The 18,481-nt window shown below is 58.4% G+C and carries 17 protein-coding genes and 1 pseudogene; 9 read left to right on the forward strand and 9 right to left on the reverse strand.

The features are described 5' to 3' along the window. The first annotated feature begins 191 nt into the window (after nt 1-191). On the forward strand, nt 192-1,550 hold the full coding sequence (gorA, locus tag ACVWYU_RS15400) for a glutathione-disulfide reductase (RefSeq protein ID WP_247255723.1): 1,359 nt from the start codon (nt 192-194) through the stop codon (nt 1,548-1,550). On the opposite strand, the gene ACVWYU_RS15405 is transcribed toward gorA, so the two are convergent. Further along, complete coding sequence (locus tag ACVWYU_RS15405; protein ID WP_457373042.1) at nt 1,547-2,560, reverse strand: DNA-binding protein; 1,014 nt, start codon at nt 2,558-2,560, stop codon at nt 1,547-1,549. The two genes, gorA and ACVWYU_RS15405, sit on opposite strands and share 4 nt — an antisense overlap. Nucleotides 2,561-2,738: 178 nt before the next feature. On the opposite strand from ACVWYU_RS15405, the gene ACVWYU_RS15410 reads away from it, so the two are divergent. From ACVWYU_RS15410 to ahpF, 3 genes are all read left to right on the forward strand, one after another. Next, nucleotides 2,739-3,677 (forward strand): site-specific integrase, encoded by a 939-nt coding sequence (locus ACVWYU_RS15410; RefSeq protein ID WP_390955942.1) that lies wholly within the window; start codon nt 2,739-2,741, stop codon nt 3,675-3,677. A 138-nt stretch (nt 3,678-3,815) separates the two neighbouring features. Next, nucleotides 3,816-4,379, forward strand: a complete 564-nt coding sequence (gene ahpC / locus ACVWYU_RS15415; RefSeq protein ID WP_008155117.1) for an alkyl hydroperoxide reductase subunit C — start codon at nt 3,816-3,818, stop codon at nt 4,377-4,379. A 129-nt stretch (nt 4,380-4,508) separates the two neighbouring features. Next, entirely contained in the window at nt 4,509-6,071 is a 1,563-nt protein-coding gene (ahpF, locus tag ACVWYU_RS15420; protein WP_457373043.1) for an alkyl hydroperoxide reductase subunit F, read from the forward strand. A gap of 59 nt (nt 6,072-6,130) precedes the next feature. Here ahpF and gloA read toward each other — a convergent pair whose 3' ends face one another. Further along, entirely contained in the window at nt 6,131-6,652 is a 522-nt protein-coding gene (gene gloA, locus ACVWYU_RS15425; RefSeq protein WP_090322260.1) for a lactoylglutathione lyase, read from the reverse strand. A 145-nt stretch (nt 6,653-6,797) separates the two neighbouring features. Between gloA and ACVWYU_RS15430 the strand changes: the two genes are divergently transcribed. After that, nucleotides 6,798-7,322 carry a DUF4946 domain-containing protein gene (locus tag ACVWYU_RS15430; RefSeq protein WP_248916286.1) on the forward strand — a complete coding sequence of 175 codons (525 nt, stop codon included), beginning with the start codon at nt 6,798-6,800 and terminating at the stop codon, nt 7,320-7,322. Nucleotides 7,323-7,500: 178 nt separating this feature from the next. Here ACVWYU_RS15430 and ACVWYU_RS15435 read toward each other — a convergent pair whose 3' ends face one another. The 3 genes from ACVWYU_RS15435 to ACVWYU_RS15445 all read right to left on the reverse strand — a co-directional run bounded on the left by ACVWYU_RS15435 (nt 7,501) and on the right by ACVWYU_RS15445 (nt 10,617). Further along, nucleotides 7,501-7,866 (reverse strand): histone-like nucleoid-structuring protein, MvaT/MvaU family, encoded by a 366-nt coding sequence (locus ACVWYU_RS15435; RefSeq protein ID WP_090322251.1) that lies wholly within the window; start codon nt 7,864-7,866, stop codon nt 7,501-7,503. Nucleotides 7,867-8,099: 233 nt separating this feature from the next. Next, nucleotides 8,100-9,632 (reverse strand): EAL domain-containing protein, encoded by a 1,533-nt coding sequence (locus tag ACVWYU_RS15440; RefSeq protein ID WP_457373044.1) that lies wholly within the window; start codon nt 9,630-9,632, stop codon nt 8,100-8,102. 115 nt (nt 9,633-9,747) lie between these two features. Next, the gene (locus ACVWYU_RS15445; protein WP_247255718.1) at nt 9,748-10,617 is read right to left on the reverse strand and encodes a LysR family transcriptional regulator; all 870 of its coding nucleotides are present in this window, start codon (nt 10,615-10,617) and stop codon (nt 9,748-9,750) included. A 77-nt stretch (nt 10,618-10,694) separates the two neighbouring features. Between ACVWYU_RS15445 and ACVWYU_RS15450 the strand changes: the two genes are divergently transcribed. Together ACVWYU_RS15450 and hppD are read left to right on the forward strand one after the other, a co-directional pair. Then, nucleotides 10,695-11,639 carry a DMT family transporter gene (locus ACVWYU_RS15450; protein WP_457373045.1) on the forward strand — a complete coding sequence of 315 codons (945 nt, stop codon included), beginning with the start codon at nt 10,695-10,697 and terminating at the stop codon, nt 11,637-11,639. A 249-nt stretch (nt 11,640-11,888) separates the two neighbouring features. Beyond that, nucleotides 11,889-12,965, forward strand: coding sequence for a 4-hydroxyphenylpyruvate dioxygenase (gene hppD / locus ACVWYU_RS15455; RefSeq protein WP_457373046.1), 1,077 nt, complete (start codon nt 11,889-11,891; stop codon nt 12,963-12,965). A gap of 126 nt (nt 12,966-13,091) precedes the next feature. Here hppD and rarD read toward each other — a convergent pair whose 3' ends face one another. After that, nucleotides 13,092-13,973, reverse strand: a complete 882-nt coding sequence (gene rarD, locus ACVWYU_RS15460) for an EamA family transporter RarD (protein WP_247255716.1) — start codon at nt 13,971-13,973, stop codon at nt 13,092-13,094. 154 nt (nt 13,974-14,127) lie between these two features. Continuing rightward, nucleotides 14,128-15,141 (reverse strand): aldo/keto reductase, encoded by a 1,014-nt coding sequence (locus ACVWYU_RS15465; protein WP_457373047.1) that lies wholly within the window; start codon nt 15,139-15,141, stop codon nt 14,128-14,130. A gap of 260 nt (nt 15,142-15,401) precedes the next feature. Here ACVWYU_RS15465 and ACVWYU_RS15470 point away from each other — a divergent pair, with 260 nt between their 5' ends. Then, complete coding sequence (locus ACVWYU_RS15470) at nt 15,402-16,544, forward strand: glycerate kinase (protein ID WP_457373048.1); 1,143 nt, start codon at nt 15,402-15,404, stop codon at nt 16,542-16,544. A 450-nt stretch (nt 16,545-16,994) separates the two neighbouring features. On the opposite strand, the gene ACVWYU_RS15475 is transcribed toward ACVWYU_RS15470, so the two are convergent. Next, entirely contained in the window at nt 16,995-17,591 is a 597-nt protein-coding gene (locus ACVWYU_RS15475) for a hypothetical protein (protein WP_457373193.1), read from the reverse strand. Here ACVWYU_RS15475 and ACVWYU_RS15480 point away from each other — a divergent pair. Beyond that, nucleotides 17,554-17,928 (forward strand): annotated as a pseudogene (locus ACVWYU_RS15480) (fimbrial protein); the annotation flags it as partial. The gene ACVWYU_RS15475 and the pseudogene ACVWYU_RS15480 sit on opposite strands and share 38 nt — an antisense overlap. 33 nt (nt 17,929-17,961) lie before the next feature. Here ACVWYU_RS15480 and ACVWYU_RS15485 read toward each other — a convergent pair. Beyond that, complete coding sequence (locus ACVWYU_RS15485) at nt 17,962-18,117, reverse strand: helix-turn-helix transcriptional regulator (protein WP_457373049.1); 156 nt, start codon at nt 18,115-18,117, stop codon at nt 17,962-17,964. Nucleotides 18,118-18,481: the final 364 nt, after the last annotated feature.

An 18,481-nucleotide genomic window follows, 5' to 3' on the forward strand; every position in this document is an offset into this window, starting at 1 on the left:
CTGGATGTAGGCCATAACGAAAAATGCTCCGTATCTTTCGATACGGAGCATTTTCTTTGAGCGCTGCGCAGATTGCTAGGTTTTCACACAGTCTGTTCGGGTGGCTTTTCATTTTCTGGCCCTATATCGATAGCAGTGCTTGCCCAACCCATGGCGGCGGGTATGCTGATGGCCTGCCGAGGAGATAGAAAATGGCCTACGATTTTGACCTTTATGTGATTGGTGCCGGTTCTGGTGGTGTGCGGGCGGCTCGATTTTCAGCCGGTTTCGGCGCGAAAGTGGCCGTGGCCGAGAGTCGCTATCTGGGCGGCACGTGTGTCAACGTCGGCTGCGTGCCGAAAAAATTGCTGGTCTACGGCGCGCACTTCGCCGAAGACTTCGAGCAGGCTTCGGGCTTTGGCTGGACTCTCGACGAGGCGCAGTTCGATTGGGAGACGCTGATCGCCAACAAGGATCGCGAGATCAATCGCCTGAACGGTATTTACCGCAATTTGCTGGTCAACAGTGGCGTGACCCTGCATGAAGGTCACGCCACGATCATCGATCCGCACACGGTCGAGATCAATGGCGAGCGCCACAGTGCCAAACACATCCTGATCGCCACCGGCGGCTGGCCGCAGATTCCACAGATTCCGGGGCATGAGCACGCGATCAGCTCCAATCAGGCGTTTTTCCTCAAGGAACTGCCCAAGCGAGTGCTGGTGGTTGGCGGTGGCTACATCGCCGTCGAGTTCGCCGGGATCTTCCACGGCCTGGGTGCGAAAACCACGCTGCTGTATCGCGGTGACCTGTTCCTGCGTGGCTTCGACGGTTCGGTGCGCAAGCATTTGCAGGAAGAGCTGACCAAGCGCGGCATGGACCTGCAATTCAATGCCGACATCGAGCGCATCGACAAACAAGCCGACGGCACTCTGAAGGTGACGCTCAAGGATGGCCGGCAACTGGAAGCCGACTGTGTGTTCTACGCCACCGGTCGTCGACCGATGCTGGACAACCTGGGGCTTGAAAACACCGGGGTGAAACTCGACGGGAAAGGCTTTGTTGAGGTGGACGAGCAGTATCAGACTGCTGAACCGTCGATTCTGGCGCTCGGGGATGTGATTGGCCGGGTGCAACTGACGCCGGTGGCACTGGCCGAAGGCATGGCGGTGGCCCGTCGCCTGTTCAAGCCTGAGCAGTATCGTCCGGTGGATTACAAAATGATTCCGACGGCGGTGTTCAGCTTGCCGAACATTGGCACCGTCGGTTTGAGCGAAGAAGAAGCGCGCGACGCTGGGCACGATGTGGTGATCTTCGAAAGCCGCTTCCGGCCGATGAAGCTGACCCTGACCGAATGCCAGGAGCGCACGTTGATGAAGCTGGTGGTGGATGCCGCGACCGATAAGGTGCTGGGCTGTCACATGGTCGGTCCGGAGGCGGGTGAGATCGTCCAGGGGTTGGCAATTGCCTTGAAGGCTGGCGCCACCAAGCGCCACTTCGACGAAACCATCGGGGTGCACCCGACGGCCGCCGAAGAGTTCGTCACCATGCGCACACCGGTCGCCGGTTAATCGTCCCCGGCGGTGTCTGGCGCTGTCACAACGGCAGCCGCCAGACGCTCGCTTTCTTCCCGTTCTGCCTGCGCCTTGATCAATTCGATTTCCAGCGACTTGTTGATCTGCAGCTGTTCATCGACGTTCTGTTTCAGCGACTGACTTTCCAGCAGGGCGACGCGCAAGCGTTCCTGGAGGAGGGTGCGTTCGCCGTCAACCCGATTGGCCTGTTCCAGTAACTGATCCTGACGACTGTTGCTCTGCTTGAGCTGTTCTTGCAGCAAGCTCAGTTCACGCAGGGTTCCCCGGTTCTCGGTCAACAGGCGCTCGTTGTCGCGGTGCAACTGGGTGATTTCATCCTGGCGTACCAGAGCGCTTTGCTGGGCCTGGCGCAACTCCATCTGCAACTGCTGCACCTGGCTTTCATGGCGGCTGTGTTCCTGTTCGCGCTGCTCCTTGACGGCACTGCGGTAGTGCTCGAGTGCGTCGCGGGCATGCAGGTGTTTCTCTTCGAGCGAGCGGATCTGCTCGTCCTTGTCTTGCAAGCGCAATTCGAAATCTGCCAGCGCCTGGTTCAGTCCGGCATTGCGGGTTTGTTCGGTCTGCAGCATGGATTGGGTGCTGTGCAGGGCCTCGGATTCCTGGGCCAGCGCCAGGCTCTGCAGTTCGTAGTGCTGCTGCAATTGCGTATTGGCCTGCTCGGCCTGTTGCAAGCGTGTTTCCAGCTCCTTGCGTCGCTGTTCGAACTGCTCGTGGGCCTGGTCGATAGGTTCCTGTGCCTGTTCCTTCAGGCGCTGCGCCAGCCGCGACACCAGGGCCAGCAACTCATCGTCGATAGGCGCCGGTGCGTCTGTCTCCTCAGGTTGAGTGCCTTCACCCAATTCTTTCAGGTAGCGATGGATCGTGGTTTTCGAGCCGGTGTTGCCCATCTCGATTCGTACTGCATCGATGCTCGGGTTTTCGCCACGGGCGAGGATCGCCAGACGCGCGGCTTGGACCACTGCTTTGTTAACGCCGCCACGGGCCATGATTTCTCCTGCGATTCTGATGTGTGGTACGTAATGCCGTAATACACAGTGTACCATCGAATAGAAAAAGATAAAAACAGTTACTAACTGACACGGGATATACTGGTATTACCCCGTGTGATAGGCAGAAATCCGCTTTTGCACCTGCAAAAGCAGTACGCATTCGAGAGTTGGAGCCATGAGTGAGCTGGACCGTTACCTGCAAGCGGCGACACGCGACAACACCCGTCGCAGCTATCGCGCCGCCATCGAACACTTCGAAGTCACTTGGGGCGGGTTCCTGCCGGCGACGGCCGACAGCGTGGCGCGCTATCTGGTGGCCCATGCCGGCGTGTTGTCGATCAATACCTTGAAGTTGCGGTTGTCGGCACTGGCGCAGTGGCACAACAGTCAGGGGTTTGCCGACCCGACCAAGGCGCCTGTGGTGCGCAAGGTGTTCAAGGGGATTCGCGCACTGCATCCGGCCCAGGAGAAACAGGCCGAGCCGCTGCAACTGCAGCATCTTGAGCAAGTGATCGGCTGGCTGGAGCAAGAGGCGCAAGCGGCCAGGGCTAATGGCGATCGTCCGGGGCTGCTGCGTGCCAGGCGCGATACCGCGCTGATTCTGCTCGGCTTCTGGCGTGGCTTCCGTAGCGACGAGTTGTGTCGCCTCCAGGTCGAGCACGTGCAGGCCAGTGCCGGTTCGGGTATCAGCCTGTACCTGCCGCGCAGCAAGAGTGACCGGGAAAACCTCGGTCGGACCTACCAGACACCGGCATTGCAGCGGTTATGTCCGGTGCAGGCCTACATCGACTGGATCACTGAAGCGGCACTGGTCCGTGGTCCGGTTTTTCGCGGCATCGATCGCTGGGGGCATCTGAGCGAAGAGGGCTTGCACGCCAACAGCGTCATTCCGCTGCTGCGTCAGGCGTTGGGGCGTGCGGGCATTGCGGCCGAGCTTTATACCAGTCATTCGTTACGCCGTGGTTTTGCTTCGTGGGCGCATCAGAGTGGCTGGGATTTGAAGTCGTTGATGAGTTATGTGGGGTGGAAGGACATGAAATCCGCCATGCGCTACATCGAAGCCAGTCCGTTCCTGGGCATGGCCCGCCTCTCGGAAAAGCCGCTGGAGCCGTAAATTCGGTTTTCTTCTATTAATAACGCTGGCTAATAGCGAAAGCCAATCAGCGGCATGAGGTTTGCCAATGAGCCAACCGTCCGTCGAGTGAGTAAAGTTCTCTCCATCAACTTCTTAACCCCTGACGGAGAGTCAACGATGCCTATCATCAACAGCCAAGTTAAACCGTTCAAAGCGACCGCTTACAAAAACGGCGATTTCGTACAAGTCTCGGACGCTGACCTGAAAGGCAAGTGGTCTGTCGTTTTCTTCTACCCGGCTGACTTCACCTTCGTTTGCCCAACCGAACTGGAAGACCTGGCCGACAACTACGACGCCTTCCAGAAGCTGGGCGTCGAGATCTACAGCGTTTCCACCGACACTCATTTTGCCCACGCGGCCTGGCACAACACCTCGCCAGCCATCGGCAAAATCCAGTACACCATGATCGGCGACCCGACCCACGCCATCTCCCGCAACTTCGACGTACTGATCGAAGAAGCCGGTCTGGCTGACCGTGGCACCTTCGTGATCAACCCTGAAGGCCAGATCAAGATCGTCGAGCTGAACGACGGTGGTGTAGGCCGTGACGCTTCCGAGCTGCTGCGCAAGATCAAGGCTGCCCAGTACGTCGCAGCTCACCCAGGCCAGGTTTGCCCGGCCAAGTGGAAAGAAGGCGAGGCTACTCTGGCTCCGTCCCTGGACCTGGTCGGCAAGATCTAAGTCTGTGATGCGCTTCATCAGGGCGGACTTCCGCACCTTCTAAGCAAGCTGCACCGCCCAATAAAAACGCCCGGGCGAGATTCGCTCGGGCGTTTTTTTATGTCTGTAAATACAAAGGAAATCGCCCGTATGTTGGACGCCAATCTTAAAGCCCAGTTGAAATCGTACCTGGAACGGGTCACCCAGCCGATCGAGATCGTTGCCTCCCTCGACGACGGTGCGAAATCCCGGGAAATGCTTGAACTGCTAAAAGACGTTGCCAGTCTTTCCACCCAGATTACCTTGCTCGACAACGGTGACGATGCACGCAAGCCATCGTTCTCGATCAATCGCCCGGGCGCCGATATCAGCCTGCGTTTCGCCGGCATCCCCATGGGCCATGAATTCACTTCGCTGGTATTGGCCTTGCTGCAAGTCGGCGGTCACCCGTCGAAGGCCAGTGTCGAAGTGATCGAACAGATCCGCTCGCTCAAAGGCGAGTTCAATTTCGAGACTTACTTTTCGCTGTCCTGCCAGAACTGCCCGGACGTGGTCCAGGCGCTGAACCTGATGGCGGTGTTGAACCCGAACATCCGCCATGTCGCCATCGACGGCGCGCTGTTCCAGGCTGAAGTCGATGAGCGCCAGATCATGGCGGTGCCCAGCATTTACCTAAACGGCGTGAACTTCGGCCAGGGCCGCATGGGCCTGGAAGAAATCCTCGCGAAGATCGACACCAGTGGCATTGAGCGGCAGGCCGAAAAAATCAGCGCCAGGCAAGCCTTTGACGTGCTGGTGGTTGGCGGTGGTCCGGCCGGTGCTTCGGCGGCGATCTACGCAGCCCGCAAAGGCATTCGTACCGGCGTGGCGGCGGAGCGTTTTGGCGGGCAGGTGCTGGACACCATGGCCATCGAAAACTTCATCTCGGTGCAGGAAACCGAAGGGCCGAAACTGGCGGTGGCGCTGGAAGAACACGTCAAGCAGTACGACGTGGACATCATGAACCTGCAGCGTGCAGACAAGTTGGTAGCGGGCAAGGACGGTGAGCTGCACGAGGTGCACTTCGCCAGCGGTGCGAAGCTCAGAGCCAAGACCGTGATTCTGGCGACCGGCGCGCGCTGGCGGGAAATGAACGTGCCGGGTGAGCAGCAGTATCGCAACAAAGGCGTGGCGTACTGCCCGCATTGCGATGGCCCGCTGTTCAAAGGCAAGCGTGTGGCGGTGATTGGTGGCGGTAACTCCGGTGTCGAAGCGGCTATCGACCTGGCGGGTATCGTCTCCCACGTGACGCTGCTGGAGTTCGACGTGCAGTTGCGCGCGGACGCAGTCTTGCAGCGCAAGTTGCACAGCCTGCCCAACGTCACCGTGATTACCAGCGCGCAAACCACTGAAGTCACCGGCGACGGGCAGAAAGTCAACGGCCTGCGCTACAAGGATCGTCAGACTGATGAGCTGCGGACGGTGGACCTGGAGGGGATCTTCGTGCAGATCGGTCTGCTGCCCAACACCGATTGGCTCAAGGGCACCATCGAGTTGTCGCCGCGCGGCGAGATCATCGTCGATGCCCGTGGCGAGACCTCGGCACCGGGCATATTCGCCGCTGGCGACGTGACGACCGTGCCGTACAAGCAGATCGTGATTGCCGTGGGTGAGGGCGCCAAGGCTTCCCTGAGTGCATTCGATCACCTGATCCGCACGTCCGCCCCGGCATAAACCGCGGCGCTGAAAACACAAAACCCCATGAGTGATCATGGGGTTTTTTATGCAGTCAGTTACAGCGGTGCTGGCTGAATGATCTCGACCCAATAGGCATCCGGGTCCTTGATGAAGGCCAGGCTCTTCATCCGGCCGTCATTCAGGCGCTTCTGGAAGTCGCAGCCCAGCGCTTCGAAGCGCTCGCACGCGGCAACGATGTCCGGCACCGAGATGCAGATGTGACCAAAGCCACGTGGGTCGGTATTGCCATTGTGATAGGCGAAATCCGGGTCGTTCTCGGTGCCATGGTTGTGGGTCAGTTCGAGAATGCCGGGAATCGATTTCATCCATTCGGTGCGCGCTGCAGCATCGGCCGGGATCTGGTTTTTATCGACCAGGGCGAGGAAGTACAGGCTGAATTCGGCTTCCGGGAAGTCGCGTTTTTCCACCAGCGAGAAACCCAGGATCCGGGTGTAGAAGTCCAGGGATTTGGTGATGTCCTTGACCCGCAGCATGGTGTGGTTGAAGACAAACTTCTGGGTCGCGGTATCGGGTTGCGCGGTCACGCCGGGGAAGGTGTTCAGTTCTTGCAGGCTCATGGGCCCTCCGGAAAACAAGTGGGGCTGAAGAATGGCAACAATGATACGCAAGGGCTGTGACATCACCAAACCAAAACCGTCGGCTATTGCCTGACGGCCGGTCGAAGCTCAGACTTCAGGGTTCCCCCAGTGAGTGTGCATTGTAATGATTCGATTCTGTAAAACCCTGTTCGTCTTGATCGGCGTGCTATCAGCGGTGGTCAGTGCACACGCCGATGCGCCGGTCATGACCTGGCCCGCCGGCTGGCAAGTCGAAGAGGTTCCGCAAGGGGATTCGACTTCCGGGGTCAGCCGCCAGCGTGCCGTGAAAAACGACCAGGGAGGCGTGCCGGTCATGGTGATGGAGCTGACCACGACCCGGGTGGAAGGCGGTCATCAGGTCAATCTGCAGGGCGTGTTGCTGGAAATGCGCAAGTCAGTGCAGAAGGACTTTTTCCAGAGCGGCTATCAAAGCGTCTGTAACCGGATTCACCCGGCAACCTTGAGCCGTTTATCGGCGCTGGAAACTACCTGCACCATCACGCAAAACGGACGTCATGTGCTTTCGCAAACTTTGGTCGCGGCGGTGGATGCCGATAAAGCCTATGTTCTTTCCTATGCAGGGCAGGCTGACGCTTATAAAGCGAGTCAGGATGAAATAGCGGTGGCGCGTAACGGCTTGAAACTTTAGTTGAGCGCTTCAGTGGCTGTGTTTTTTTTCGCGGGCGTTGAAATGTTTAGATATCCAAAGGGATTAAGCACAAAGTTGGCTGGCAAGTAGCAAGTTGATCGGCCCAGATCGTTGCAATTGGATGGTGTTCATGAAAAAGCCCTGCATTGGCAGGGCTTTGATTTTCAGCAGCGAGCGTTTAGCCACGCAGCCAGGACTCAACGGTGGCAGCACCGTATTGTTCCTTCCAGGCTTTCAAGCCGCGATGGTTGCCACCCTTGGTTTCAATCAGTTCACCGGTGTGCGGGTTCTGATAAACCTTGACCACGCGCGCGCGGCGGGTTTTAGGTGCTGCGACTTGCTGCAGGCCGGATTTGCCCGGGTTCGGATCGAGAATGGCGATGATGTCGCGCAGGCTCTTGCCGTAGGTTTTCATCAGTCCCTGGAGCTTTTCTTCGAACTCGATTTCTTTCTTGAGCCCGGCATCGTTCTTCAGGGATTCAAGCTGCTTGAGCTGTTCTTGAAGCGCTTTTTCAGCGGCACGAAATTCAGCGAGTCTGGACAATATCTTTACTCCAATAGTGTGTTTGGCTGATACCAACCGCAAACAAAGCTATAAGCCAAGAGCCTTGAAGCGACTCGGTGATAATGGCTCACCTGCCAAATTTCCGCAGGCAGGAAAAATTGTAGTAGTTAATTGACCAAGAGTAAATCATGTCTTTATGGTCATGTAACAAGATTAGTTTTTTGATTCAAATTGGTGCGCAAAAAAACGCGGCCCATCGCTAAGGCGGCTAGTTAATGATCGCTTAATGCACTAATGAACTCCGCGCCAGGCATCGGTCTGCCAAATAGATAGCCTTGCAGATAGTTAACGTTATGCGCGGTCAGGTAATCACTTTGTTCCTGAGTTTCCACACCTTCTGCAACCATTGCCAGGTCTAGCTTGTCCGCCAGTTCCATGATGCTGTCCAGAAGATGGCCAGACAGTGTGTCGACGCCGATCATGGCGACGAAGCTCTGGTCGATCTTCAGAAAATCCACATTGAACTGACGCAGGTAGCCGAGACTGGAATGACCGGTCCCGAAGTCGTCGATGGCGATTTTCACGCCAAGATCACGAATTTGTTCGAACAGCCTGTGGGTGAGGGCGGTAGGTTCGATCAGTTCGCGCTCGGTCAATTCCAGTACCAGGTGAACGGAGCCGGGGGCAAAAGCCTCGAGAAATTCGCGGCAATCCTTGACCAGTTCCAGGTCCTGGCAGTGACTGGCGGTAATGTTGATGCCGATATGAAAGGGTTCGGTGAACGTTGCCGACAGGGGCGCGAGCAGTCTGGCGGTCTGTTGCATCAAGGAGCGGGTCATGGGCACGATCAGCCCGGAATGTTCGGCAAATGGAATAAACAGGTCGGGGCGCACCAGACCTTCTTTCGGGTGATTCCAGCGCATCAGCACTTCGATGCCGGTGATCTTTTTAGTTGCGCCATGCACCACCGCCTGGAAATACGGAACGAACTCCGCCGCCTCCAGCGCACGACGCATTTCATGGGTCGGTGACGATGTCCGCTTTTGTAGAAAGTATCCGATCGACCCGGAAATCACGCCGAAAAAGATCAGCAAACTGAACAGCGGCGGATACTGACTGGTCATGTAAAGCCAGGTTTCACCCTTGGGAAAACCGGCGGTCACGCTGAACCCATAACGAGAAGAGGCGAGACTGGTTGGCGCCACCGGGACGTCGGGCAGCATGTCGACGTGAAACTTGCCGTCGACGGTCAACCAATTGGGCCCGATTTGCAGTAACAACAACGTCTGGCGCCCAATCAGCCGTAGCACGTTACTCAGGTGATATCCGTCCAGAGTACTCATGGCGCCCTGTTTGCCCATGCCGAGGCGATACACCAACAGAGCCGTATCAGGAGTGACCGGATTGCCCTTCATCAATTCCAACTGGCCTTGGCTGAAATCCCCGGACGCAATCTTCTCGTGATAATCGCCAAACAGTGAACTGCAATAAATGGTGTCGTCCCATACCAGATTGGTCGAACGCACAAAGGGGCGCCGCGTGACCTGTTCACGCAGGGCCAGATTGACATCGCTGCAACTTTGCCCGGCCAGCGGCAATAACTCACGGGCCGCTTGGGCGGTATTGTCGAGCATCAGCTCGAACTGGCGGATGGCTTCTTCGGCGGTCTGTTGAGCACTTTGCCTGAGTGCTCGTTCAGCCTGCATATAAAGGATGCCAGAGCCCAATAAAACCGGCAGCAACCCGCTCAACAGAGTCACGGCAATCCTGATACTGCGTCTGCGCGATTTGGCTTTGAGCGGCATTCGTGAAACCTGTAGCGATCAAGTTAGGCTCTCAAATGCTGGCGGGGCGAGGCGCCTCCCATTAAGAGTTCGGGTCCGAGCCATGATAGTTGGCCCTTGGCACATATGCCGCTCATTAGAAACGCATTCGCACGGCGAGTTCGATAAAGGCCCGCGTCGCCGGTGAGGCCTGACGCCGATCCAGCACTGCCAGGCCGACCTCCCGTATCACCGAGGGCGACAGCGGTTTTTTTACATAGCGCCGGTCGCTGTGTTCCGGCAGCGAGCTTTCTGCAACGACGGTCACCCCATCACCGCGCGCCACCGTATCCAGCGTGCTCAGCAGTTGCGAGCAGCGATAGCGGATGTTTGGGGTCAAGCGCGCGGCGCTGAACAGCCGTGAAACCAGTTCCGATGAGCCGGCCTCGGTCAGCACAAAGGGGGCGTGGCACAGCTCGGCCAGGCTCAAGTTGTCGCGGGTCGCCAGCGGATGATCTACCGGCAGCAACGCGACCATCTGGTCCTGGATCAGGGCAACCGTGTCGAAACGCTCTTCGGGCAGCACCACGAAGCCGATATCGATGCGTCGTTGTTCGAGCCACTGAATCACCTGCCGGTCCGGGCCTTCATCAATGTGCACTTCGATACCAGGGTGCGTGGCGCGGTAGTGCTGCAGGATTGTTGGCAACAATTTGATCGAGGACGTAGGGCCGAATGAGCCGATGCGCAAAGTCCCGCGCTTCATCCCGCGAGCGTCGGCCGCTTCCTGGCGCAAGGTGTCGGCCAGGCCCAGCATGGCGCGGGCACGCATCAGCAATTGCTGGCCGATATCGCTCAACTCGATGGGGGACTGATGGCGGCGCAACAGCTCGACCCCCAGTTCCTGTTCCAGGGATTTGAGGGCATGTGAAACCGCGGATTGGGAAATCCCCAGGCGATTGGCCGCCGCCGTAAAACCCTGCAGTTCGGCGACGAGGGAGAAGATCTCCAGTTGGGTGAGTGTCATGAGTATTTACTCATTTTACGATGATCAAGTATTAGTTGAATGATACGCCCCGCAATCCATCCTCCGTTGGGGTCCGTATGACGATTTTTGAGAAAAGCCTGTCCAGCCCCTCCGATGCGCCGGTTTACCTGAAACTGGCGGCCGTCACGATGATCTGGGGCGGCACCTTTGTGGCGGGGCGGTTTGTGGCCGACAGCCTCAGTCCATTGTTTGCCGCCAGCATGCGATTCCTGCTCGCCAGCGTGGCGTTGCGGGTGTTTTTATTCGTGGCGCGCATACCACTGGCGCGACCCAGTCCCAGGCAATGGTTGCAGTTGGCGCTACTGGGCTTTTTCGGGATCTTTTTTTACAACCTGTGCTTCTTCTATGGCCTGCACTACATCAACGCCTCGCGGGCATCGCTCATCGTGGCGCTGAACCCGGCCGTGATCGGACTGGCCTCATGGCTGCTGTTGAAGGAGCGCCTCAGCCGGGCAAAGGTGCTGGGTATCGCGGTCTGCATCGCCGGGGCGAGCCTGGTGATCGTCAGCCGCCATCCGCCAATATCGGTCAGCAACGACGATGCCTGGATCGGCGATCTGTTGATTTTCGGTTGCGTGCTCGGCTGGGGTATTTATTCGCTGTGCTCCAGAGAGCTGAATCAAAGCCTGGGCCCGGTGCAAACGGTGACCTGGTCGATTTTGCTCGGCACGGCGATGCTGTGGCTGACCTGCGCCGTCGGCGGGGAACTGAGCATGGCGGCGCTGATCCATCTCGGTCCTCGACAGTGGATGAGCCTGATGTACCTGGGCGTGCTGGGCTCGGCATTGGCCTATATCGGTTATTACGACGGCATCCGCAAAATCGGCGCGACCCGCTCCGGGGTGTTCATTGCCTTGAATCCACTGACGGCGGTGATCCTCGGTGCGCTGCTGTTGGGCGAGCCGCTGACGCCTGCGATGTGCCTGGGAGGAGGGCTGATCCTGGCGGGGATTTTCCTGTGCAATAAACCCCTTGCACACCCGGGGAAAAAGGGGATTTGATACAGAAGGCGGACAAACTGATTTACGCTGTGTAGAATCAGGTTACGCATACAAGAATAAACGACTTCTGGCAGCAGAAGCCTCGCCCGCAAAAGCCTTGGGTCGACAATGAAGATATTCGGGTTCCAATTGATCTACGGTGACTTTCTCGCCCGCAGCGTGCGGGGCATCTCCTGCGCGCCACCCTCCGGTCTCAGCATCGCTAGCAACTAACGTTTGTTAATTCCAAAAGCATGATGAGGCGCCAAAATGGCAGATTTATACGAAAACCCAATGGGCCTGATGGGCTTTGAGTTCATCGAATTCGCATCGCCAACCCCGAATACCCTGGAGCCGATCTTCGAGATCATGGGCTTCACCAAGGTCGCGACCCACCGCTCCAAAGACGTGCACCTGTATCGCCAGGGCGCGATCAACCTGATCCTCAATAACGAACCGCACAGCGTGGCCTCGTACTTTGCGGCCGAACATGGCCCGTCGGTGTGCGGCATGGCGTTCCGGGTCAAGGATTCGCAGAAAGCCTACAAGCGTGCCCTGGAGCTCGGTGCCCAGCCGATCCACATCGTAACCGGTCCGATGGAGCTGAACCTGCCGGCGATCAAAGGCATTGGCGGCGCGCCGCTGTACCTGATCGACCGCTTCGGCGAAGGCAGCTCGATCTACGACATCGACTTCGTGTTCATTGAAGGTGTTGACCGTCACCCGGTTGGCGCCGGCCTGAAGATCATCGATCACTTGACCCACAACGTGTATCGCGGGCGCATGGCCTACTGGGCCAGTTTCTACGAGAAGCTGTTTAACTTCCGTGAAATCCGTTACTTCGATATCAAGGGCGAATACACCGGCCTGACCTCCAAGGCCATGACCGCGCCGGACGGCATGATCCGCATCCCGTTGAACGAAGAGTCGTCCAAGGGCGCCGGGCAGATCGAAGAGTTCCTGATGCAGTTCAACGGCGAGGGCATCCAGCACGTGGCCTTCCTCAGTGATGACCTGATCAAGACCTGGGATCACCTGAAAAGCATCGGCATGCGCTTCATGACCGCGCCGCCGGACACCTACTACGAAATGCTTGAAGGCCGTTTGCCGAACCACGGCGAGCCGGTGGGCGAATTGCAAGCGCGGGGCATTTTGCTGGACGGTTCGTCCGAGTCGGGCGACAAGCGCCTGCTGTTGCAGATCTTCTCGGAAACCCTGATGGGGCCGGTGTTCTTCGAGTTCATTCAGCGTAAAGGCGACGATGGTTTCGGCGAAGGCAACTTCAAGGCGCTGTTCGAATCCATCGAGCGCGACCAGGTACGTCGTGGCGTGCTGTCCACCGACTAAGCCCTAACGCTGATGAACGGGTGGGAGCGAGCCTGCTCGCGATAGCGGTTGTGCATTCAACACCCATGTTGACTCACATACCGCCTTCGCGAGCAGGCTCGCTCCCACATTTGTTTCTGGGGGCGGTTAAGGTCTGCGCTGTCGCATTAGATGCTTGAACCCTTCGAACACCAGCACCAGCACCGCCATCCAGATCGGGATATAGGTCAGCCATTCGCCGGCCTTGATGCTTTCCCCCAGCAGCAACGCAACGCCCAGCAATAGCACTGGCTCGACGTAACTCAACAGTCCAAACAGGCTGAACGGCAGCAAGCGACTGGCGATGATATAGACCACCAGCGCCGACGCGCTGATCACGCCGAGCAACGGGATCAGCAGCGACAGCCAGGGATGCTGGTCGAACACGTTGAAGCCCTGTTCACCACTCTGCACGAACCAGAATGCCACCGGCAGGGTCAGGGTCATGTCCAGCCACAAGCCACCGAGGTTGTCCGTTGCCAGTCGCTTGCGCACGACGAAATAGGTGGGGTAGCCGATGCACACCAGCAAGGTCGCCCAGGAAAATCCGCCGACCTGATACACCTCGTTGATCACGCCGAGGCAGGCGAAAAACACGGCGATTTTTTGCAGGTAGGAGAGGCGTTCACCATAGGCCAGCCGGCCGGTCAGGACCATGGTCAGCGGCAACAGGAAATAGCCCAGCGAGACATCCAGGCTGTAGCCATTGAGCGGTGCCCACATGAACAGCCAGAGCTGTACGGCGAGCAAGGCCGAAGAGGCGATCAGGGCGAGCGACAGAACGGGCTGGCCCGCGACTCTCCGGAGAATGTCGATGACGCGTTTCCATTCCCCGGACACCACCATGAACACGGTCATGCACGGCACCGTGAGCAACATGCGCCAGCCGAAGATTTCCACGCCACTCAAGGGCGTGAGCAGCGACGTGTAGTAATACATGACGGCAAACAGCACCGAGGCTGAAACCGATAGAGCGATACCTTTAGACAAACTGTCCTCGCGTGATTGAAGGTGAAACGGGGCGCGCAGGATACGTGGTTTTTGTGCGGAATATTGGCCGTATGATCAATATTCACTACATTTTGGGCAAGACCCGAAACCCTGTGGGAGCGGGCAAGCCAGCTCCCACAAGTGAAATGTATCGTCAGTGGGTAAGCGGTTTACGACCCGACACGAAATGGCTCACGTCGTTGAACCCCGGCGTCGACGCATGCCCCGGCGTCACCAGCGAATCGATGAACGCTTCATCTTCAGCCGTAATCCGGACCGCCTGAGCCTTAGTGTAGGCATCCCATTGTGCTTCGGTACGCGGGCCGACGATGGCCGAAGTGACGGCGCTGTTGTTCAGCACCCAGGCGATGGCGAACTCGACCATACCGACGCCGCGTTCCCGGGTGTATTGCTGGATCTGTTGGGCAATGCGCAGGGACTCGACGCGCCATTCGGTTTCCAGGATGCGTTTGTCCTGGCGCCCGGCGCGGCTGTTGGCGTCCGGCGTGACATCCGGCGCGTACTTGCCACTGAGCACGCCGCGCGCCAACGGGCTGTAAGGCACCACGCCCAAACCGTAGTTTTGTGCGGCGGTGATCTGCTCGGTCTCGGCCTGGCGGTTGACGATGTTGTACAGCGGCTGGCTGATCACCGGCCGGTCGACGCCGAGTTTGTCGGCGACGCGAATCACCTCGGCGATGCGCCAGCCACGATAATTCGACAGGCCCCAATAACGGATCTTGCCCTGGCGGATCAAATCGCCGATAGCCGATACGGTGACCTCCAGCGGCGTGTTGTGATCCTCGCGATGCAGGTAATAGAGGTCGACGTAGTCGGTGCCCAGGCGCGTCAGGCTGGCCTCGATGCCATTGAAGATGTGCTTGCGGCTCAGACCGCTGCGGTTCGGTACGCCATCCACCGGGCCGAAACCGACCTTGGTGGCCAGCACCCATTCCTGGCGGCGACTGGCGATCGCTTCACCGACGATTTCTTCGGAGTGACCCTGGGTATAGACGTCGGCGGTGTCGATGAAATTGATGCCCTGGTCCCAGGCCTTGTCGATGATTCGCAGGGAATCTTCGGTGCTGGTCTGTTCGCCGAACATCATCGTGCCCAGGGTCAGGGTGGAGACCTGCAGGCCTGAATGGCCCAGCGTGCGGTAGCTCATGACGAAATCCTTTTACCGATGGGAAAGGCTCAATCAAATACCAGAACCCTGACTCTGAGCAAACGGAATATCCAACGGCGAGTGCCTGGAGTGTTGTCGATCGCGGTCATGAAATGGTTATCACTGGCAAGCCGATTCCTACAGCGGTAACGTTGCTCGGTCTTCACGAACAACGAACAGCTTTTGCCGCATGCGCAGCCGACTGGCGTCATCGCCAAGGCCGGCTGGCAGCATGGATGCATTGAATAAGGAGAATTCGCATGAAAATCGTCATCGCCCCGGACGCGTTCAAGGACTGCATCAGCGGTCAAGGGGTGGCCGATGCCATTGCCCTCGGTCTGGCTGAAGTGTGGCCTGACGCGGAACTGATCACATGCCCGATGACCGACGGTGGGGAGGGCACGGTCAAAGCGGTGCTCGCCGCACGTGAAAGCGAATTGTGCTGGGTTGAGGCGCACGGGCCATTCGGCTGGCCCGTCGATTCGAGGTGGTGCTGGTTGTCTGAGAGCCACACCGCGATCATCGAAATGGCTGAAGCCAGCGGTTTGCAATTGATTCCGCTGGATCACCGCGATGCTTGCAAAAGCAGCACCTTCGGTACCGGCGAGGTGATCCGCGCCGCCCTGGATGAGGGGGCGAAGCGGGTGATTCTGGCGATGGGCGGCAGCGCCACCAACGACGGTGGCGCCGGAGCCCTGCAAGCCCTGGGTGTGAAGTTTCTCGACGCCCGGGGGCGGCCTTTGCCTCCAGGTGGCCTGGCGCTGGGAAAACTGGCGAGCATCGATCTGTCGGGCATCGATCCGCGACTGGCGGACGTGAGCTTTGAGATCGCCGCGGATGTGGACAATCCATTGTGCGGCGCTCAAGGGGCCTCCGCGTTGTTCGGTCCGCAAAAAGGCGCCACGCCCGAACAGGTCGAACAGCTGGACCGCGCCCTTGGGCACTTTGCCGATCACTGCGCCAAAGCCCTGGGCAAGGACGTGCGCGACGAACCCGGCAGCGGTGCGGCGGGGGGGCTGGGGTTTGCCGCCAAGGCGTTTCTGGGCGCGCAGTTCAAAGTCGGAGTAGAGGTAGTGGCGGAGCTGGTGGGCCTGGCCGAACTGGTAGAGGGTGCCGATCTGGTGATCACCGGAGAAGGGGATATAGGCGTGCAAACCCTGCATGGCAAGGCCCCGTTTGGGGTGGCGCGCATTGCCCGCGAACGTGGCGTGCCGGTGATCGTCATCGCTGGCACCCTGGGCGAGGATTACCAGCAGCTGTATGACCATGGCGTCGACGCCGCGTTCTCGCTGTCGAGCGAACCGATGACGCTGGAACAGGCCTGTAACAATGCACCGCGCCTGTTACGTGAGCTGGCGACTGACATTGCCCGGGTCTGGAAGATCGCTGCCCGCCAGCGCTGACGCAACCTGTTGCGAGGAAAATTGCCCACCCCCGAAGTACGGGGGTTTCGGGGGGTACCTGTCAACTTTGACAGTATCGCGGTTGCGCAAAAAAGTGCTTACTTCGCCCAAGCGCAGAACGACGGGATGCGTTTGGGTAGTGCCCGGTAGTATTCGGTCTGCTTTTCGAGCTCAAGCGCCATAGGATTCATGGCGCTTGGTTATGAATACGGAGAGCGCCAACATGGCTGGTTCAGACAAGAAAGAGCAGCAACTCGAATCAAAGGAATCCGCAAGTGGCGGGGTTGAGCCGCTGAAGGTTCAGGACCCCGATGTATCGCATATTGTGATGCCCGGGAATCCCTTGGGGTTGATACCCAGGAGACTGCTCGATGCGGATCAAACATTAACGATCAGCACATGGAGTGGAAGCCTCCCGGGCAGTCCTGCATTTTCCGATCAATTCAGTCTTCAGATCGCACGCAGGGATAGCAACGAATGGACAACGATCGGTCCGACGAATATCCATCCTGGCCCCCCCAGCGGCAGCGACCATTCGGCCTCCAGCACCCTGCCATTGACCACGGCCTGCAATTGAATCTGGCCTGGCGGAAGATTCGGTTTTTCGACCGGTTTTACCGTCACGCCCGGGTCTATTTGCAGCACCAATACATGGGCGGACCGGGTATCGCCCTGACTGTTCGACACCTCGATTTCGTCAAGTACGTAGGTTTTGTTGGCAACCCTTGGGCCCGCAATGTAGGTGTGATCACCGCCAGGCTCGGTGCTTTTCACCAGTTGCCCACTTTCGCCTGGAACCGGATTCTTGATCGACCAGTTCAAGGCGCTGCCGTCCAGTTGCCCCGCCGACAGCTCCACCTTCTGGCCGTGATAGCACAACTGAATCAGCGGGTTGATGGTGATCGCACTGGCCTGGACGGTGACCAGCGACACACTGCGCTCGCCGCTGGCCGGATCGCTGGCGATCACCAGCAGGCGGTTAAAAGGCCCCGTCATGGCATGGGCGGGCGGTGCGCGATACACCACCACCGCGATACCGTTCAGCATCACGTTGAACGCTTGTGAAACCGATACCGGCGGTGGCTTTACCGCGACCGCCAATATCCAGCTCGACGGCGTGAAGGGGTCCGCCCCCATCGGCCCGGTGTCCAATGGTGTTTTCAGCCTGACGTCCGACTCTACGGCCAAAGGCATCGGTATTCAGATACTCAAGGCCGACGGCACCACCCCCCTGGAACTGCAGACTGAAGTGCCCCTTATCGCCATATCGCCCGGTAACACGGTGCTGAATTTCAATGCGCGTTTTTACCAGACCGAGCCCGCCAGCGCCGTTCAGCCGGGATTGGCCAAAGGTGCCTTGAACTTCACCATGACTTACAAGTAACGCTGAGGCCGACGACCTTGGTGTTATTCAACGTCAACTTTCCCAGGACGACTTGCCAGCGACGACCCACTGCAAGACCTCTTTTTCCCGGCTCGTGAGGGTGACTTCTTCGGGTGTGTCGGTCTCCTGAGGCAGAACACTGGCCGGAGCTGGCGATGAACAAACTGAAGTGGTGGCGGAACGGTGCATGGTTGAATCTCCCATTCATCATCAATGACGGCGTGGGCGCGGCAGAATCTTCCTACTTCTAAATGGCGTGGTTCGCGCGGCCGTCCTGCAGGCACCTTTACAAGGGCTTGAGGTACGGGGTTCTTATAGCGCGATTTTCATCGCTTGGAACCTGTCACAAATTACAGGTGGCGCCCTTTAATCAGGCATCGGGGACAAGGCTGTCAGTGAAAGCGCTTGGAGTTTGCAGGCGTTGTCGTTGAGCTTTTTCGTCCTGCAGACCGAGTGCTACATTCTTGAATGGAAAGGCGTTTTTTATCCGGCGAGTCACTGTCGAGTGGCAAAAAACAGCACCGTAAGGCATCGACGGTCGGACCGATTCTCG

Source organism: Pseudomonas sp. TE12234, from assembly GCF_054061835.1.